This window comes from Mesorhizobium sp. B2-4-15, assembly GCF_006658505.1.
Taxonomy (GTDB): Bacteria; Pseudomonadota; Alphaproteobacteria; order Rhizobiales; family Rhizobiaceae; genus Mesorhizobium.
Map to the genome: position 1 here is coordinate 197,825 of NZ_VFUZ01000002.1, position 14,054 is coordinate 211,878.

Consider the following 14,054-nt stretch of genomic DNA (forward strand, 5'->3'; position numbering starts at 1 on the left):
TTTCGCCGGCTGGCGGCCTATCCCGCCGATGAACAGAAAGCCTGAGCACCCGTGAACGCAACGCCGCATACGCCGCTTCTTGACAAGGTCCGCGTCCCGGCGGATTTGCGGGCGCTTGACGAGAGCGACCTTCCACAACTGGCCTCTGAGCTTCGCCTCGAATTGGTCGATGCCGTGTCCCGCACCGGCGGCCATCTCGGCGCCGGCCTTGGGGTGGTCGAACTCACCGTGGCGCTGCATTATGTCTTCAACACGCCGGATGACCGGCTGATCTGGGATGTCGGCCACCAGGCCTACCCGCACAAGATCCTGACCGGCCGCCGCGACCGCATCCGCACCTTGCGCCAGGAGGGCGGCCTGTCCGGCTTCACCCGCCGCGTCGAAAGCGAATACGATCCCTTCGGCGCCGCCCACTCCTCGACATCGATATCGGCCGGCCTCGGCATGGCCGCCGCCCGCGACCTCGCTGGAGGCCGCAACAACGTCATCGCCGTCATCGGCGACGGCGCCATGTCGGCCGGCATGGCCTATGAGGCGATGAACAATGCCGGCGCGCTCGATGCCCGCCTCATCGTCATCCTCAACGACAATGACATGTCGATCGCGCCGCCGACCGGCGCCATGAGCGCCTATCTGGCGCGCCTCGCCTCCGGCAAGGCCTATGTCGGTCTGCGCGATTTCGGCAAGAAGCTGACGTCCTATCTGGGCAAACGCGCCGATCGCGCCATCACCCGCGCGGTCGAGCATGCGCGCGGCTATGTCACCGGCGGCACGCTGTTCGAGGAACTCGGCTTCTATCACATCGGCCCGATCGACGGTCACAATCTCGAGCATCTGATCCCGGTCTTGAAGAACGTCCGCGACAATGGCGAAGGCCCGGTGCTGATCCATGTCGTCACCCAGAAGGGCAAGGGCTACGCACCGGCGGAAGCCGCCGCCGACAAATATCATGGCGTCAACAAGTTCGACGTCATCACCGGCACGCAGGCCAAGGCGCCGGCCAACGCGCCGGCCTACACCAAAGTGTTCGCCGAAAGCCTGATCCAGGAGGCGCGCGAGGATGACCGCGTCGTCGCCGTCACCGCCGCCATGCCGACCGGCACCGGCCTTGACCTGTTCGGCGAAGTGTTCCCATCCAGGACGTTCGATGTCGGCATCGCAGAGCAGCATGCGGTGACCTTCGCGGCCGGTCTCGCAACCGAAGGCTACAAGCCGTTCGCGGCGATCTATTCGACCTTCCTGCAGCGCGCCTATGATCAGGTGGTCCACGACGTTGCGATCCAGAAACTACCGGTGCGTTTTCCTATCGACCGCGCCGGCTTCGTCGGGGCCGATGGCGCTACCCATTGCGGCGCCTTCGACACCACCTTCCTGGCAAGCCTGCCGGGCTTTGTCGTGATGGCGGCCGCCGACGAAGCGGAGTTGCGCCACATGGTGCGCACCGCTTCCAGCTACGATGATGGCCCGATCGCCTTCCGCTATCCGCGCGGCAACGGCGTCGGCGTCGACATGCCGGAACGCGGCTTGGTCCTCGAACTTGGCAAAGGCCGCATCGTCAGGGAAGGCACCAAGGTGGCGCTGCTGTCGTTCGGCACGCGTTTGCAGGATTGCCTTGCCGCGGCCGAGGAGCTCGGGGCGGCCGGGCTTTCCACCACCGTCGCTGATGCCCGCTTCGCCAAGCCGCTCGATGAGGATCTGATCCGGCGGCTAGCCCGCTCGCATGAGGTTCTGGTGACGGTGGAGGAGGGCGCCATTGGCGGTTTCGCCAGCCATGTGCTGCAGTTCCTCGCCCATGAAGGCCTGTTGGAAAGCGGCCTGAAGGTGCGCCCGCTGGTGCTGCCCGACGCGTTCACCGACCATGCCAAGCCGGAAAAGATGTATGCCGATGCCGGCCTCGACGCCGCCGGCATCGTGCGCACCGTATTCACGGCTCTCGGGCATACGGTGCGCGCCCAGCGCGCCTGAATCAAAACCTCAAGCGCTTGAATCGGTTTGCCGGCTTGATTTCATAACGCCTTGTTAACACTGCCGTTTGGCGTTTTGCTTACCGTGTCCCTTGGCCGTTTTTCAACGGCGCCCTGCTAGATCGACGTCGGGCAGGGAGATAGTTGGAATGAAGACGCTTCTGTGTGGCATGGCCCTTCTGGGCATCGTGGTCGCGCCAGCCGTCGCCGAGACGCGCTATGACCGCAATCTGGAAAAGGCGGCGCTGGGTATTGTCGCCGGCAAGATGGGCGATATCCGCGGCGGCTTCTCCTACAAGCAGGTGCCGCAGCTTGTGGTTCTGCCGGACGCCGCACCGGTACCCGCCGTTGCGACCGAGCATCCTCGCGAGCAGGCTTCGGGGGAACAGGACCACGGTTTGTCCCCAGCCGTCGAGCGCCAGGTTTCGCGCACCATTTTCTAGAGCAATTCCAGGAAAAGGGTGAAGCGGTTTTCCGTCCGGAATTGCGTTAAAACAAAGCTTTAGAACCACATATCGCGAACGCAACGGCTATCGCGCGGCAGGTCTTCGGATGTGTCGAGGCCATCGAAATGATCGATGGGCAGGTCGGCGACGGCCTCCGGCGGTGCCAGCCGCACATTGACGGCGACGCGTGTTCGGCCGAAGGCGTCGGTGCGCAAGCCGCGCCAGGCAAGCACACAGGCGCAGGTCGGGCAGAACAGAATTTCCAGCGACGGCGTGTCCTTTTCCGCGCGCGAATAGCTGGCCATCGGCCCCGAAACGCGAATGCGTTCGTTGACATAATCATAGGCCCAAAGCGTGCCGTAGCGGCGGCAAAGCGTGCAGTTGCAGGCCGTCACCGGGCCAGGATCGCCTTCCAGCGTCCAGTGGGTAGCGCCACAGTGGCAGGTTCCGATCAGCATTTTTCCTCCCGCCGTTCGGCTTCGCCATTGACCGTCATTTTGCCGGACCTGATGCGGTGCACGCAAGTCGCGAGGCTCGATTCGGTCGCCGCTCTTTCGTTGTCGCGCCCAATGTCCTTGCCTTCGCGACCGGCTTTCGTCAGAGAAGGCCGATGAATTCGCCTTTGCCAGCCAGCACACGCCAGCGGCTCGACGACCTGCTCGTCCAGCGCGGCCTGTTTGCCAGCCGCTCTCGCGCCCGCGACGCGGTCGAGCGGGGCACGGTGACGGTTGACGGCGCCATTGCCCGCAAGCCTGGCCAGGCCGTTCGGCCGCAATGCGTCATATCGGTCGATGATCCGGCCCAAGGCTATGTCTCTCGGGCGGCGCTGAAGTTGATCGCCGGGCTCGACCATTTTGACCTCGACCCGGCCAGCCGGAAGGCGCTCGATATTGGCGCCTCGACCGGCGGTTTCACCCAGGTGCTGCTCGAACGCGGCGCGTCCCATGTCACGGCAATCGATGTCGGCCACGGCCAGATGCATCCCGACATCGCCGGGGATCCGCGCGTGACGGTGATCGAGGGGCTGAATGCTCGCGACCTGACCGTCGCGGATCTTGCCGGCCGTGTTCCGGATTTCATTGTTTCAGACGTCAGTTTCATCTCGCTGAAACTGGCGCTGCCGCCGGCGCTTGCCATTGCGAAGTCCGGTGCCGCCGCGATCCTTCTGGTCAAGCCGCAATTCGAGGCGGGTCGCGAGGCGATCGGCAAGGGTGGCCTGCTGAAAGACCCCTACGATGCCGCCCGTGTCGCCGGCCTGTTACAGGATTGGCTGGATGCCGTTCCAGGCTGGCGCTCGCTCGGCCTGCATCTGTCGCCGATCGAAGGTGGCGACGGCAATCGCGAATTCCTGCTCGGTGGGATCAAGGATCGATGAGCGCGCGCTTCACAATCAGGAAACTGGGCGCCCAGGGCGACGGCATCGCCGAGACCGAAAGCGGCGATCTCTTCATCCCGTTCACGCTGCCCGGCGAGGTCGTCACCGCCGCGCGTGAAAGAGACCGCGCCTCGCTGATGGCGGTGCTGGAAGCCTCGCCGTTGCGCATCGAACCCGCCTGCCGCCATTTCACCGAATGCGGCGGCTGCGCCCTCCAGCATTTCGAGGCCGAGGCCTATCGCCAGTGGAAACGCGAGAAGGTAGTGCACGCCCTGAGAGGCAAGGGTATCGAGTGCGGCATCGGCGAACTGGTCGCCTGCGCGCCGCACACGCGCCGCCGCGTTGTGCTTGCCGCCCGGCGCACCGAAACAGGCATGCTGCTCGGCTTCAATCGTCACCTCTCGCCGGAAATCATCCCCATATCGGAATGCCCCATCTCGCTGACCGAGATCGTCGCGGCGCTCGGACAATTGAGGGCGCTGGCGGAATTGATATGCGCCACCACGAAATCGTTCCGGATGGCGGTTACCGTGACGGCTTCGGGCCTCGATGTCGCGGCACACGAATCCGGCAAGCTCGGCGAACACCAACGCCGTATCGCCTCCAATTTTGTCATCGCACAAGGCTTCGCCAGATTGTCCGTCGATGACGAGATCATCATCGAGCCAAGGAAGCCTGTCGTCATGTTCGGCAGTGTCGCTGTCGCCCTGCCGCCGGGCGCCTTCCTGCAGGCGACCGAGGCAGCCGAACGGACCATGGCCGAGATCGTCGGCGGACATCTGAAGCGTGCCAAGAAGGTCGCCGATCTCTTCGCCGGTTGCGGCAGCTTTGCCTTGCGGTTGGCGGCGAAGTCGGAGGTGCACGCTGTGGAAGGCGATGCGGCCGCACTCTCGGCGCTCGACCGGGCATCACGCTTCGCGACCGGCATCAAGCGGGTGACGGGCGAACGCCGCGACCTCTTCCGGCGCCCGCTGACATTCAAGGAGTTGAACGCCTTCGACGGTCTTGTCTTCGATCCGCCACGGGCGGGTGCCGAAGACCAGTCGAAGCAGATCGCCCGCTCGGATGTTCAGTTCGTTGCCGCGGTTTCCTGCAATCCGGTGACGCTGGCTCGCGACCTGCGCATCCTTATCGACGGCGGCTACACGCTGAAAAGCGTAACGCCGATCGACCAATTCCTGTGGTCATCCCATGTCGAGGCTGTCGCGCTGCTGGAAAAACCCAGGAAGCGCCGGTAGGCGGGTCTCGGTTCGCTGTCGCGCGGGCAGAACGCGATCACTTTTCCTTGAAATCGCCGGCTAGGCTGCGCGCGATCCCAACCTGCCGGGATCGCGCCGCAAAGCCGCCTCTTTGCCCCCATTTAGTCCAGATTCGCTGGAGGAGGGGAAGGGCCTCGACAGCTTCGGTTGCTCTTACCCATGGTGGCCTGAAATGCGGATGCTCCAGAAAGCGCTCAGCCGAAGCAGCAGATGCAAGATGTGCACCGGCAACCGCAGGCACAGCCACGGCCGCCGCAGCAGCAGATGCAAGCGGTGCACCGGCAGCCGCAGGCGCAGCCAAGGCCGCAGCAGCCGCCAGCCGTCAAGAAGCCGTCTTGCGGGCATCCCAATGAGCCTGCTTGCAAGCAATAGTGCATGTCGCCCAGAGGGGGCCCGGCTTGGGTCGCGACAGGCATAAGACAAGGCTCGAAACGCCTCGCTGGTCGCGTTGTGTGAGATGACACGGGCTGTGCCGGGCTGGCAGCAAACATGGCCAGGCCGCGGCGGCAACCCGCGAACAGATCACATCTGCGTGGTTGGCCGCTGCCAAGATTGCGCAGTGCCCCGGCTCGCTGTTACCCAATCAGTGCAGGGGGTCAAAAAAGGAGTGAGCATAATGAGGATTGCAAGCGTTCTGACGTCTATCGTCGTCGCCGGATTCATTGCGACGGGAGCCGCCGCGGCGGCGGCGACAGCGACGACCACGACGGCGCCTGCCACCACTACGATGGCGCCCATGAAGAAGGCTGCGCCTGCCATGACGCCGCAGCAGACAGCGATTTCGAAGCAATGTTCCGCACTTGCGGATGCCAAGAAGCTGCACGGCAAAGCGCGCGCGAAGTTCCGGGCTGACTGCAAGAAGAATGGCGGCAAAGCCAGCTGATCTTCGGCTGTCCGCGGCGCTGCCAGCCTGGCCTGCTTGGAGAGGCTGGCAGCAATTCTGGAGGTGAAGCGGTTCTCTGTCCTAGACCACTTCAAACCTGAACCACCTTAAAAGCCGCAGAAGAGGCGGTATTACCGGAACAACCAGGGCCTCAAACCCGGGTGCCGCCCACCGTCATCTGGTTCATGCGCAGATGCGGCTGGCCGACGCCGACCGGCACGCCCTGGCCGGCCTTGCCGCACATGCCAATGCCATTGTCGAGCTTCATGTCATTGCCGACCATCGAAACGCGATGCATGGCATCGGGCCCGTTGCCGATCAGCATCGCGCCCTTGATCGGCTGCGTCACCTTGCCGTTCTCGATCATGTAGGCCTCGGTGCAGCCGAACACGAACTTGCCCGATGTGATGTCGACCTGACCGCCGCCGAAGGAGACCGCGTAAATGCCGTTCTTGACCGAAGCGATGATCTCGTCCGGCTCCATGTCGCCTGCCGTCATGTAGGTGTTGGTCATGCGCGGCATCGGCTGGTGCGCATAGCCTTCGCGCCGGCCATTGCCGGTGGCCTTCATGCCCATCAGCCGTGCGTTCTGCCGGTCCTGCATGTAACCGACCAGCTTGCCGTCCTCGATCAGCACGTTGCGGGCCGACGGCGTGCCTTCATCGTCGACGGTGAGCGAACCGCGCCGCTCCGGGATGGTGCCGTCGTCGACGACGGTGACGCCCTTGGCGGCGACCTGCTGGCCCATCAGGCCGGCAAAGGCCGAGGTTTTCTTGCGATTGAAATCGCCTTCCAGCCCGTGCCCGACGGCCTCATGCAGCATGACGCCCGGCCAGCCGCTGGACAGGACGATGTCGAACGTGCCGGCCGGCGCGGGAACCGCCGCGAGATTGACCAGAGCCTGCCGGAGCGCCTCCCTGGCGGCATGCTTCCAATTGTCCTCGGTCAGGAAATCGCCAAAGGCCTTGCGCCCACCCATGCCGTAGGAGCCGCTTTCCTGGCGGTCGCCATCTCCGACCACGACGGAGACGTTGATACGGACCAGAGGCCTGATATCGCGAACCACCTGGCCGTCGGCGCGCACGATCTCGACATGCTGCCAGGACGCGGCGAGCGAGGCGGTCACCTGGCGCACGCGCGGATCCTCCGCGCGCAGCCAGGCGTCGATTTCCTGCAGCAGCTTCGCCTTGGCCTCGAAGGAAGGCGAGGGGATCGGGTTCTCGTCGCCATAGAGATGACGGTTGGTGCGGGCGGGCGCGGCGGCAAGCGTACCTGAATAGCCACCCTTGACGGTCGAGACGGCATTGGCCGCACGCAACAGCGAGGCTTCGGACAGGTCGCTCGAATGGGCGTAGCCGCTGGCCTCACCTGCGACGGCGCGGAGGCCAAACCCCTGGTCGGTGTTGAAATTGGCGGTCTTGAGCCGCCCATTGTCGAACATCAGCGCTTCGCTTTCGCTGTATTCGAGAAACAGCTCGCCGTCGTCGGCGCCATTGATGGTGTCGGCAACGATCTGCTTGATGCGATCGTCTGAAATGTCGAATTGGCCGATCAGGCTGTTCATGGCGTCCATCCGTGGAAAGAATTGTTTCCACGATGTAGGCGCGAAGACGCGCCTGCACAATCTCAATGAAGATCGGGATCGACGAATGGCAGCGGCCAGCCGACACAAGTCCGGCTTCGGTGCGGCAAAATCGCGTCAGGACCGGGCTTTGCGCAAGTGTGGGATCAGGGCAACGCCGCGAAGCCTTCGGCAAAACCCTTCAGGTCGACGGGAATGCCGATGCCTTCTTCCGGCGTCTGGAAGACGATGAACGTTGCCGACGTGCCGGTCTTCAGCGTGTCGAGCAGCGGCTTTTCGAGGATCACCTCGGCATAGCATCCATCCTGGAAACAGCGCACGAAATAGGCGCGGCCAATGTCCTTGCCGTCGACATTGAGGCCGAGCCCATTGGGCAACAGCACGCCGAGCGGCGCCAGCACGCGCAGGATCTCGGCCTTGTTGTCGGCGGTGCGCAGCACGACGACCGACAGCCCCATCTCCGGACGGTCCTCGGCGACGACGTTCTGCATCATCACGCATTGTTCCGAGGTGGCGCCGGCGGGCGTGTCGCAGATGATCGACCATGCGCCATGCGTCGAGCGCACCGTGCCGCTCGGCTGGGCGGCATCGGCCTGACCGGCCACGAACAGACCGGCCGCGGACAGGGCGGCAACAAGCATGGCCTTGACCAAAGTGCTCGGAAGCCCCGGTCTCGTATGCACCAGTCTTGTGTGCCCAAGTCTTGAAAGCCAAGAGTTCATGACGGCTCCATTGCGAATCACGGCACTTTAAGCCGCGCCAATGCCAAGTAAAGGACGAGACCGCGGCCGAACTGTCCCGAAACAGGCAATAAAGCGCTTTTCCCTGCCAAATTCGCCTGAATTACGACGCTTCGCGCGCCCGGCCGGCATGAGGCAGCGGCCTGCCGGACATACGCGATTCGCTGCCATTGCCGCCGCCCTGGAAGAGCCGTGCCGGCTTGCGCGCAAAAATGCCGCACAGTTTCCTCCGCTCCTTTCTTGCGGAGGGAAAAAGAGTATGGTTTGAACCACCTTGAGACTGTCCGGGATTCCCGTCCCGGCATTGTTCGTTATTCTCGCGGGCACAGCCGCGAGAGACTGGGAGACGAAGAGGGCGATGAGAAAATTCCTAGCAAGCACCGGTGCTGCTGCCACATTCCTCGCCTGCGGATCCGCTCATGCGGACCAGCCCAAGGCGTGGGAGACGGGCTTCCAGGCGCCTGCGACCGACATGATGCGGCAGATCGAGTGGTTTGGAAACTACACGATGTGGTTCATCATCCCGATCACCGTCCTGGTGCTGTTCCTCCTTATCTATTGCATCGTGAAATTCCGCGCGAGCGCCAACCCGGTTCCGTCCAACACCAGCCACAACACGCTGATCGAGGTTATCTGGACCGTTGGCCCCGTCGTTGTTCTGCTTTGTCTCGCCATTCCCTCGTTTCAGCTTCTGACCGCGCAATATACGCCGCCGGAGGAAGCCAAGCTGACCGTGAAGGCGACCGGCAACCAGTGGAACTGGGACTACGAATATCAGACCGACAACACGCTCGCCTTCAATTCGGCCATCCTCCAGGATGGCGACCGCGCCAGGGCCGGCAAGGAGGACCGCGCGGTCTATCCGCGTCTGCTCGCCGTCGACAATGAACTGGTGGTGCCGGTCAACACGATGACCCGCGTACTCGTCACCGCGACCGACGTGATCCATTCCTTTGCCATGCCGTCCTTCGGCATCAAGATCGACGCCATTCCCGGTCGCACCAACGAGACCTGGTTCAAGGCGGAGAAGGAAGGCCTCTATTATGGCCAGTGCTCGCAGCTCTGCGGCAAGGATCACGCCTTCATGCCGGTCGCCATTCGTGTCGTCTCGGACGCGCAGTTCAAGACCTGGCTGGCTGCGGCCAAGACCGATCTGCCCGGCGCCAACAAGACGCTGATGGCCGAGGTCGATGGTCAGAACAAGGTAGCGGCCGCCGGCAATTGATGCCGCGGCCAGGAAAGATCAGGGAACGGAGCGGAACATGGCAGACGCTGCAGCTCACGACGGGCACGACCATAAGCCTTATCACGGTTGGGTGCGCTGGGTTTATTCGACCAACCACAAGGACATCGGTACGCTCTATCTGATCTTCGCGATCATGGCCGGCATCATCGGCGGCGCGCTGTCGGTTGCCATCCGCATGGAGCTTCAGGAGCCTGGCATCCAGATCTTCAGCGGCCTCGCGCAGATGGTCTACGGCATGAACGGTGATGCGGCGATCGATGGCGGCAAGAGCATGTACAACGCCTTTGCCACCGCGCATGCGCTGATCATGATCTTCTTCATGGTCATGCCGGCGCTGATCGGCGGTTTCGCCAATTGGATGGTGCCGATCATGATCGGTGCTCCCGACATGGCGTTCCCGCGCATGAACAACATCTCTTTCTGGCTGCTGCCGCCTGCCTTCATCCTGCTGCTCACCTCGATGTTCATGCCGAGCGCGCCGGGCGCCTACGGCGTCGGCGGCGGCTGGACGCTCTATCCGCCGCTTTCGACCTCGGGCCAGCCTGGACCGGCGATGGATCTGGCGATCCTGTCGATCCATATCGCCGGCGCGTCCTCGATTCTCGGTGCCATCAACTTCATCACCACCATCTTCAATATGCGCGCTCCCGGCATGACGCTGCACAAGATGCCGCTGTTTGCGTGGTCGGTGCTGGTCACTGCCTTCCTGCTCCTGCTGTCCCTGCCGGTTCTGGCCGGCGGCATCACCATGCTGCTCACCGACCGCAATTTCGGCACCACCTTCTTCGCTCCCGATGGTGGCGGCGATCCGATCCTGTTCCAGCACCTGTTCTGGTTCTTCGGCCATCCGGAAGTGTACATCCTGATCCTGCCGGGCTTCGGCATCATCAGCCATATCGTGTCGACCTTCTCGAGGAAGCCGGTGTTCGGTTATCTCGGCATGGCTTACGCCATGGTTGCGATCGGCGCCGTCGGCTTCATCGTCTGGGCGCACCACATGTACACGACCGGCCTGTCGCTCGACACGCAGCGCTACTTCGTCTTCGCCACCATGGTCATCGCGGTGCCGACGGGCGTGAAGATCTTCTCCTGGATCGCGACGATGTGGGGCGGTTCGATCTCTTTCAAGCCGCCAATGCTGTGGGCGCTGGGCTTCATCTTCCTGTTCACCATCGGTGGCGTCACCGGCGTGCAGCTGGCTAATGCCGGCCTCGACCGCTCGCTGCATGACACCTATTTCGTCATCGCGCACTTCCACTATGTGCTGTCGCTGGGCGCGGTGTTCGCCATCTTCGCCGGCTGGTACTACTGGTTCCCGAAGATGACCGGCTATATGTACTCGCCTGTCATCGCCAACACCCATTTCTGGGTCATGTTCGTCGGCGTGAACCTGGTCTTCTTCCCGCAGCACTTCCTTGGCCTCGCCGGCATGCCGCGCCGCACCATCGACTATCCGGACGCATTTGCGGGCTGGAACATGGTGTCATCCTACGGTTCGTACATTTCGGCCGTCGGTGTCGCGATCTTCCTCTATGGCGTGTTCGAAGCCTTCCAGAAGAAGCGGATCGCCGGTGCCAATCCATGGGGTGAGGGCGCCACCACGCTCGAATGGCAGCTGCCTTCGCCGCCGCCGTTCCACCAGTGGGAGCAGCTGCCGAAGATCAAGTAAGGCGGCAGCCTGGAATCAAAACCGCCGGTTTGCCGGCGGTTTTGGCCAAACGGATGGAATTGAGTACGCATGGCCCTAGTCGACGAAACCAGCATTGACGAAGCAGGCTTCCGCATGTCGGAAGCCACGGCGGGCGATTTCTTCGCCCTGCTGAAGCCGCGCGTCATGTCGCTGGTGGTGTTCACCGCCTTTGTCGGGTTGGTCGCGGCGCCCGTGACCATCAACCCGCTGCTGGCGGTGATCGCCATCCTGTCGATCGCCATCGGTGCCGGCGCCTCGGGCGCGCTCAACATGTGGTACGACGCCGACATCGACGCGGTGATGACCAGGACGGCCAGCCGTCCGGTGCCCTCCGGCCGCATCCAGCCACACGAGGCGCTGAGCTTCGGTCTGGTGCTGTCGGTGCTGTCGGTGATGACGCTCGGCGTGCTGGTCAACTGGCTGTCGGCGACGCTGCTGGCCTTCACCATCTTCTTCTATGCCGTCGTCTACACGATGTGGCTGAAGCGCTGGACGCCGCAGAATATCGTCATCGGCGGCGCGGCCGGTGCGATCCCGCCGGTCATCGGCTGGGCCGCCGTGACCGGGTCGGTCAGCCTCGAAAGCATCATCCTGTTCCTGATCATCTTCCTGTGGACGCCGCCGCATTTCTGGGCGCTCGCGCTGTTCAAGTCCGAGGACTATGGGCGCGCCGGCATCCCTATGATGCCGAACGTCGCCGGCCATGCATCGACCCGTCGTCAGATTTTCGCCTACGCATTGGTGCTGGCCCCGGTCGGCGTGCTGCCCTGGCTGCTCGGCTATACGACATCGATCTATGGCGTGGCCGCGCTGCTGCTGGGCGCAGGCTTTGTCTGGTATGCCTGGAAAGTGCTTGGCATGCCCGATAGCGATCGCGCGATGAAGCCGGCCAAGGCGTTGTTCGCCTACTCGCTGCTCTATCTCTTCGCCATTTTCGCCGTCTATCTCGCCGACAGCGTCATCGGGCGTGTACTCGCGGCTGGTGGAGCATGAGCATGGCCGAAGACAAGCTCGAAACGGTCACCTTGACCGAGCGTCAGAAAAAGGCTCAGCGCAGCCGTTCCATCGCCATCGGCGTGGCGCTCGCGGTGCTGGTGGTCATTTTCTACATCGCGACGATCGTGAAGTTCGGCCACAATTTGTCGGGTAGGATGTGATGAGCATCGAGTTGCCCAAAAAGACGGCCGGGAAAAACAGCAACCGTATTGTCGCGGCGGTCTGCCTCGCCTTCTTCACCGGCATGATCGGCATGGCCTATGCGGCCGTGCCCCTCTACAAGATGTTCTGCCAGGCGACCGGTTATGGCGGCACGACGCAACGGGTCGAGAAACAGTATGCCGGCCGCGTGCTCGACCGCGAGATCACGGTGCGCTTCGACGCTAATATTGCCGGCGTGCCTTGGGAGTTCCAGCCGGTCCAGCGCTCGATGACGATGAAGATCGGCGAGACGGTCCAGGCGCATTATCGGGCGACCAACAAGTTCGATCGCCCTGTCACCGGCCGCGCCACCTTCAACGTGCAGCCGGAACTGGCGGGGCCGTATTTCAACAAGGTCGAGTGCTTCTGCTTCACCGATACGTCGCTGAAGCCCGGCGAGACGCTTGACATGCCGGTCCTGTTCTACGTGGACCCCGATATCGTGAATGTGCCGGAACTGAAGGACGTGAAGACGATCACCCTGTCCTATACGATGTTCCCGGTCGAGAAGAACAAACCCGTCGCCTCCTCGGAGCCGGTCCAGGGCAAAAGCAAGACAATTTCAAATACCGAAGGAAATCTCGGGGGTTGATATGGCAGACGCGCACGCAAAACCACACCACGACTACCATCTCGTCGACCCGAGCCCGTGGCCTTTCCTAGGGTCGGTCGGCGCGCTTGTCACCGCTTTCGGCGGTGTCTGCCTGATGGAGTACCTGAAGGGTGGCTCCTTCCCGATCTTCGGCTTCAACATCGCCAATCCGTGGCTGTTCTTCATCGGCATCGTGATCGTGCTCTACACCATGTTCGCCTGGTGGTCGGACACGATCAAGGAAGCGCATGAAGGCCATCACACGCGGGTCGTGTCGCTGCACCTGCGCTACGGCATGATCATGTTCATCGCCTCGGAGGTGATGTTCTTCGTTGCCTGGTTCTGGGCCTATTTCGATGCCAGCCTTTTTGCCGGTGAGGCGCAGAACTACGCGCGCCACACCTTCACCGGTGGTGTCTGGCCGCCGAAGGGCATGGAAGTTCTCGATCCCTTCCATTTGCCGCTCTACAACACCGTCATCCTGCTCCTGTCGGGCACAACGGTCACCTGGGCGCACCATTCGCTGCTTCACGGCGACCGCAAGGGGTTGATCAACGGCCTGGTTCTGACCGTCGCTCTCGGCATGCTCTTCACCATGGTGCAGGCCTACGAGTACATGCACGCTCCGTTCGGCTTCAAGGATTCCATTTACGGCGCCACCTTCTTCATGGCCACCGGCTTCCATGGTTTCCATGTCATCATCGGCACCATTTTCCTGCTGGTCTGCCTGATCCGGGCAATGAGGGGCGACTTCACCCCCAAGCAGCATTTCGGCTTCGAGGCGGCCGCCTGGTACTGGCACTTCGTCGACGTGGTCTGGCTGTTCCTGTTCGCCTCGATTTATGTCTGGGGATCGGTCGGCGCGGTGATCGAAGGCCACTGATCCAGGCCTGAGGATTTAGATTTCGGGAAGGCAGCCGCGGCGACGTGGCCGCCTTCTTCTTTTCGGCGCAATGTTTCGGCTGGTGGCTGCTTCAATTGGTCGACTGGACCGACGGCTGCATTGCCGCTAGGGATTCCGACATGGACGAAATCTGGGCGATGGCGGCCGACGGGACACCAATCGAGATCGAGAAGTAA

At 62.9% G+C, this 14,054-nt stretch carries 15 protein-coding genes and 1 pseudogene; 12 read left to right on the plus strand and 4 right to left on the minus strand.

All coding sequences use genetic code 11. The features are described from left to right. Positions 1-51 precede the first annotated feature (51 nt). Complete coding sequence (gene dxs, locus FJ930_RS03315) at positions 52-1,965, plus strand: 1-deoxy-D-xylulose-5-phosphate synthase (RefSeq protein WP_141834781.1); 1,914 nt, start codon at positions 52-54, stop codon at positions 1,963-1,965. 148 nt (positions 1,966-2,113) lie between these two features. After that, positions 2,114-2,407 carry a hypothetical protein gene (locus FJ930_RS03320; protein WP_141834784.1) on the plus strand — a complete coding sequence of 98 codons (294 nt, stop codon included), beginning with the start codon at positions 2,114-2,116 and terminating at the stop codon, positions 2,405-2,407. 59 nt (positions 2,408-2,466) lie between these two features. Here the strand turns inward: FJ930_RS03320 and FJ930_RS03325 are convergent, their stop codons facing one another. Then, positions 2,467-2,868 carry a GFA family protein gene (locus FJ930_RS03325; protein WP_141834787.1) on the minus strand — a complete coding sequence of 134 codons (402 nt, stop codon included), beginning with the start codon at positions 2,866-2,868 and terminating at the stop codon, positions 2,467-2,469. Between the two features lie 152 nt (positions 2,869-3,020). Between FJ930_RS03325 and FJ930_RS03330 the strand changes: the two genes are divergently transcribed. Together FJ930_RS03330 and FJ930_RS03335 are read left to right on the plus strand one after the other, a co-directional pair. Next, positions 3,021-3,785 (plus strand): TlyA family RNA methyltransferase, encoded by a 765-nt coding sequence (locus FJ930_RS03330; protein WP_141834790.1) that lies wholly within the window; start codon positions 3,021-3,023, stop codon positions 3,783-3,785. After that, positions 3,782-5,023: a class I SAM-dependent RNA methyltransferase gene (locus tag FJ930_RS03335; protein ID WP_140742515.1), complete on the plus strand. Its 1,242-nt coding sequence runs from the start codon at positions 3,782-3,784 to the stop codon at positions 5,021-5,023. The genes FJ930_RS03330 and FJ930_RS03335 overlap by 4 nt, the downstream gene beginning before the upstream one ends. A gap of 174 nt (positions 5,024-5,197) precedes the next feature. Here the strand turns inward: FJ930_RS03335 and FJ930_RS29940 are convergent, their stop codons facing one another. Continuing rightward, positions 5,198-5,389, minus strand: a complete 192-nt coding sequence (locus tag FJ930_RS29940) for a hypothetical protein (RefSeq protein WP_181763260.1) — start codon at positions 5,387-5,389, stop codon at positions 5,198-5,200. A gap of 391 nt (positions 5,390-5,780) precedes the next feature. Here FJ930_RS29940 and FJ930_RS30280 point away from each other — a divergent pair, with 391 nt between their 5' ends. Further along, on the plus strand, positions 5,781-5,927 hold the full coding sequence (locus FJ930_RS30280; protein ID WP_246676795.1) for a hypothetical protein: 147 nt from the start codon (positions 5,781-5,783) through the stop codon (positions 5,925-5,927). Between the two features lie 151 nt (positions 5,928-6,078). Here FJ930_RS30280 and tldD read toward each other — a convergent pair whose 3' ends face one another. Next, positions 6,079-7,491 (minus strand): metalloprotease TldD, encoded by a 1,413-nt coding sequence (gene tldD / locus FJ930_RS03345; RefSeq protein WP_140742509.1) that lies wholly within the window; start codon positions 7,489-7,491, stop codon positions 6,079-6,081. A gap of 164 nt (positions 7,492-7,655) precedes the next feature. Continuing rightward, positions 7,656-8,231 carry an invasion associated locus B family protein gene (locus tag FJ930_RS03350; RefSeq protein ID WP_141834793.1) on the minus strand — a complete coding sequence of 192 codons (576 nt, stop codon included), beginning with the start codon at positions 8,229-8,231 and terminating at the stop codon, positions 7,656-7,658. A 376-nt stretch (positions 8,232-8,607) separates the two neighbouring features. On the opposite strand from FJ930_RS03350, the gene coxB reads away from it, so the two are divergent. The 7 genes and pseudogenes from coxB to FJ930_RS29950 form a co-directional block, all read left to right on the plus strand. After that, positions 8,608-9,474: a cytochrome c oxidase subunit II gene (gene coxB / locus FJ930_RS03355; protein WP_141834797.1), complete on the plus strand. Its 867-nt coding sequence runs from the start codon at positions 8,608-8,610 to the stop codon at positions 9,472-9,474. 37 nt (positions 9,475-9,511) lie between these two features. Next, positions 9,512-11,164, plus strand: a complete 1,653-nt coding sequence (gene ctaD, locus FJ930_RS03360; protein ID WP_140742503.1) for a cytochrome c oxidase subunit I — start codon at positions 9,512-9,514, stop codon at positions 11,162-11,164. 69 nt (positions 11,165-11,233) lie between these two features. Next, positions 11,234-12,178 carry a heme o synthase gene (locus FJ930_RS03365; protein ID WP_140742501.1) on the plus strand — a complete coding sequence of 315 codons (945 nt, stop codon included), beginning with the start codon at positions 11,234-11,236 and terminating at the stop codon, positions 12,176-12,178. 2 nt (positions 12,179-12,180) lie between these two features. Further along, positions 12,181-12,342, plus strand: a complete 162-nt coding sequence (locus tag FJ930_RS03370; protein ID WP_140742500.1) for a hypothetical protein — start codon at positions 12,181-12,183, stop codon at positions 12,340-12,342. After that, positions 12,342-12,974, plus strand: a complete 633-nt coding sequence (locus FJ930_RS03375) for a cytochrome c oxidase assembly protein (protein WP_140742498.1) — start codon at positions 12,342-12,344, stop codon at positions 12,972-12,974. The genes FJ930_RS03370 and FJ930_RS03375 overlap by 1 nt, the downstream gene beginning before the upstream one ends. A 1-nt stretch (position 12,975) precedes the next feature. Continuing rightward, positions 12,976-13,857, plus strand: a complete 882-nt coding sequence (locus tag FJ930_RS03380; protein ID WP_140742496.1) for a cytochrome c oxidase subunit 3 — start codon at positions 12,976-12,978, stop codon at positions 13,855-13,857. 74 nt (positions 13,858-13,931) lie between these two features. Beyond that, positions 13,932-14,054, plus strand: a pseudogene (locus FJ930_RS29950) (L,D-transpeptidase family protein); the annotation flags it as partial.

What these genes read in the sequence shown, in the direction of transcription:
- FJ930_RS03320 (WP_141834784.1), top strand. Translation starts at nt 2,114, where the DNA reads ATGAAGACGCTTCTGTGTGGCATGGCCCTTCTGGGCATCGTGGTCGCG.
- FJ930_RS03325 (WP_141834787.1), bottom strand. Translation starts at nt 2,868, where the DNA reads ATGCTGATCGGAACCTGCCACTGTGGCGCTACCCACTGGACGCTGGAA.
- FJ930_RS03330 (WP_141834790.1), top strand. Translation starts at nt 3,021, where the DNA reads ATGAATTCGCCTTTGCCAGCCAGCACACGCCAGCGGCTCGACGACCTG.
- FJ930_RS03335 (WP_140742515.1), top strand. Translation starts at nt 3,782, where the DNA reads ATGAGCGCGCGCTTCACAATCAGGAAACTGGGCGCCCAGGGCGACGGC.
- FJ930_RS29940 (WP_181763260.1), bottom strand. Translation starts at nt 5,389, where the DNA reads ATGCCCGCAAGACGGCTTCTTGACGGCTGGCGGCTGCTGCGGCCTTGG.
- FJ930_RS30280 (WP_246676795.1), top strand. Translation starts at nt 5,781, where the DNA reads ATGAAGAAGGCTGCGCCTGCCATGACGCCGCAGCAGACAGCGATTTCG.
- tldD (WP_140742509.1), bottom strand. Translation starts at nt 7,491, where the DNA reads ATGAACAGCCTGATCGGCCAATTCGACATTTCAGACGATCGCATCAAG.
- FJ930_RS03350 (WP_141834793.1), bottom strand. Translation starts at nt 8,231, where the DNA reads ATGAACTCTTGGCTTTCAAGACTTGGGCACACAAGACTGGTGCATACG.
- coxB (WP_141834797.1), top strand. Translation starts at nt 8,608, where the DNA reads ATGAGAAAATTCCTAGCAAGCACCGGTGCTGCTGCCACATTCCTCGCC.
- ctaD (WP_140742503.1), top strand. Translation starts at nt 9,512, where the DNA reads ATGGCAGACGCTGCAGCTCACGACGGGCACGACCATAAGCCTTATCAC.
- FJ930_RS03365 (WP_140742501.1), top strand. Translation starts at nt 11,234, where the DNA reads ATGGCCCTAGTCGACGAAACCAGCATTGACGAAGCAGGCTTCCGCATG.
- FJ930_RS03370 (WP_140742500.1), top strand. Translation starts at nt 12,181, where the DNA reads ATGGCCGAAGACAAGCTCGAAACGGTCACCTTGACCGAGCGTCAGAAA.
- FJ930_RS03375 (WP_140742498.1), top strand. Translation starts at nt 12,342, where the DNA reads ATGAGCATCGAGTTGCCCAAAAAGACGGCCGGGAAAAACAGCAACCGT.
- FJ930_RS03380 (WP_140742496.1), top strand. Translation starts at nt 12,976, where the DNA reads ATGGCAGACGCGCACGCAAAACCACACCACGACTACCATCTCGTCGAC.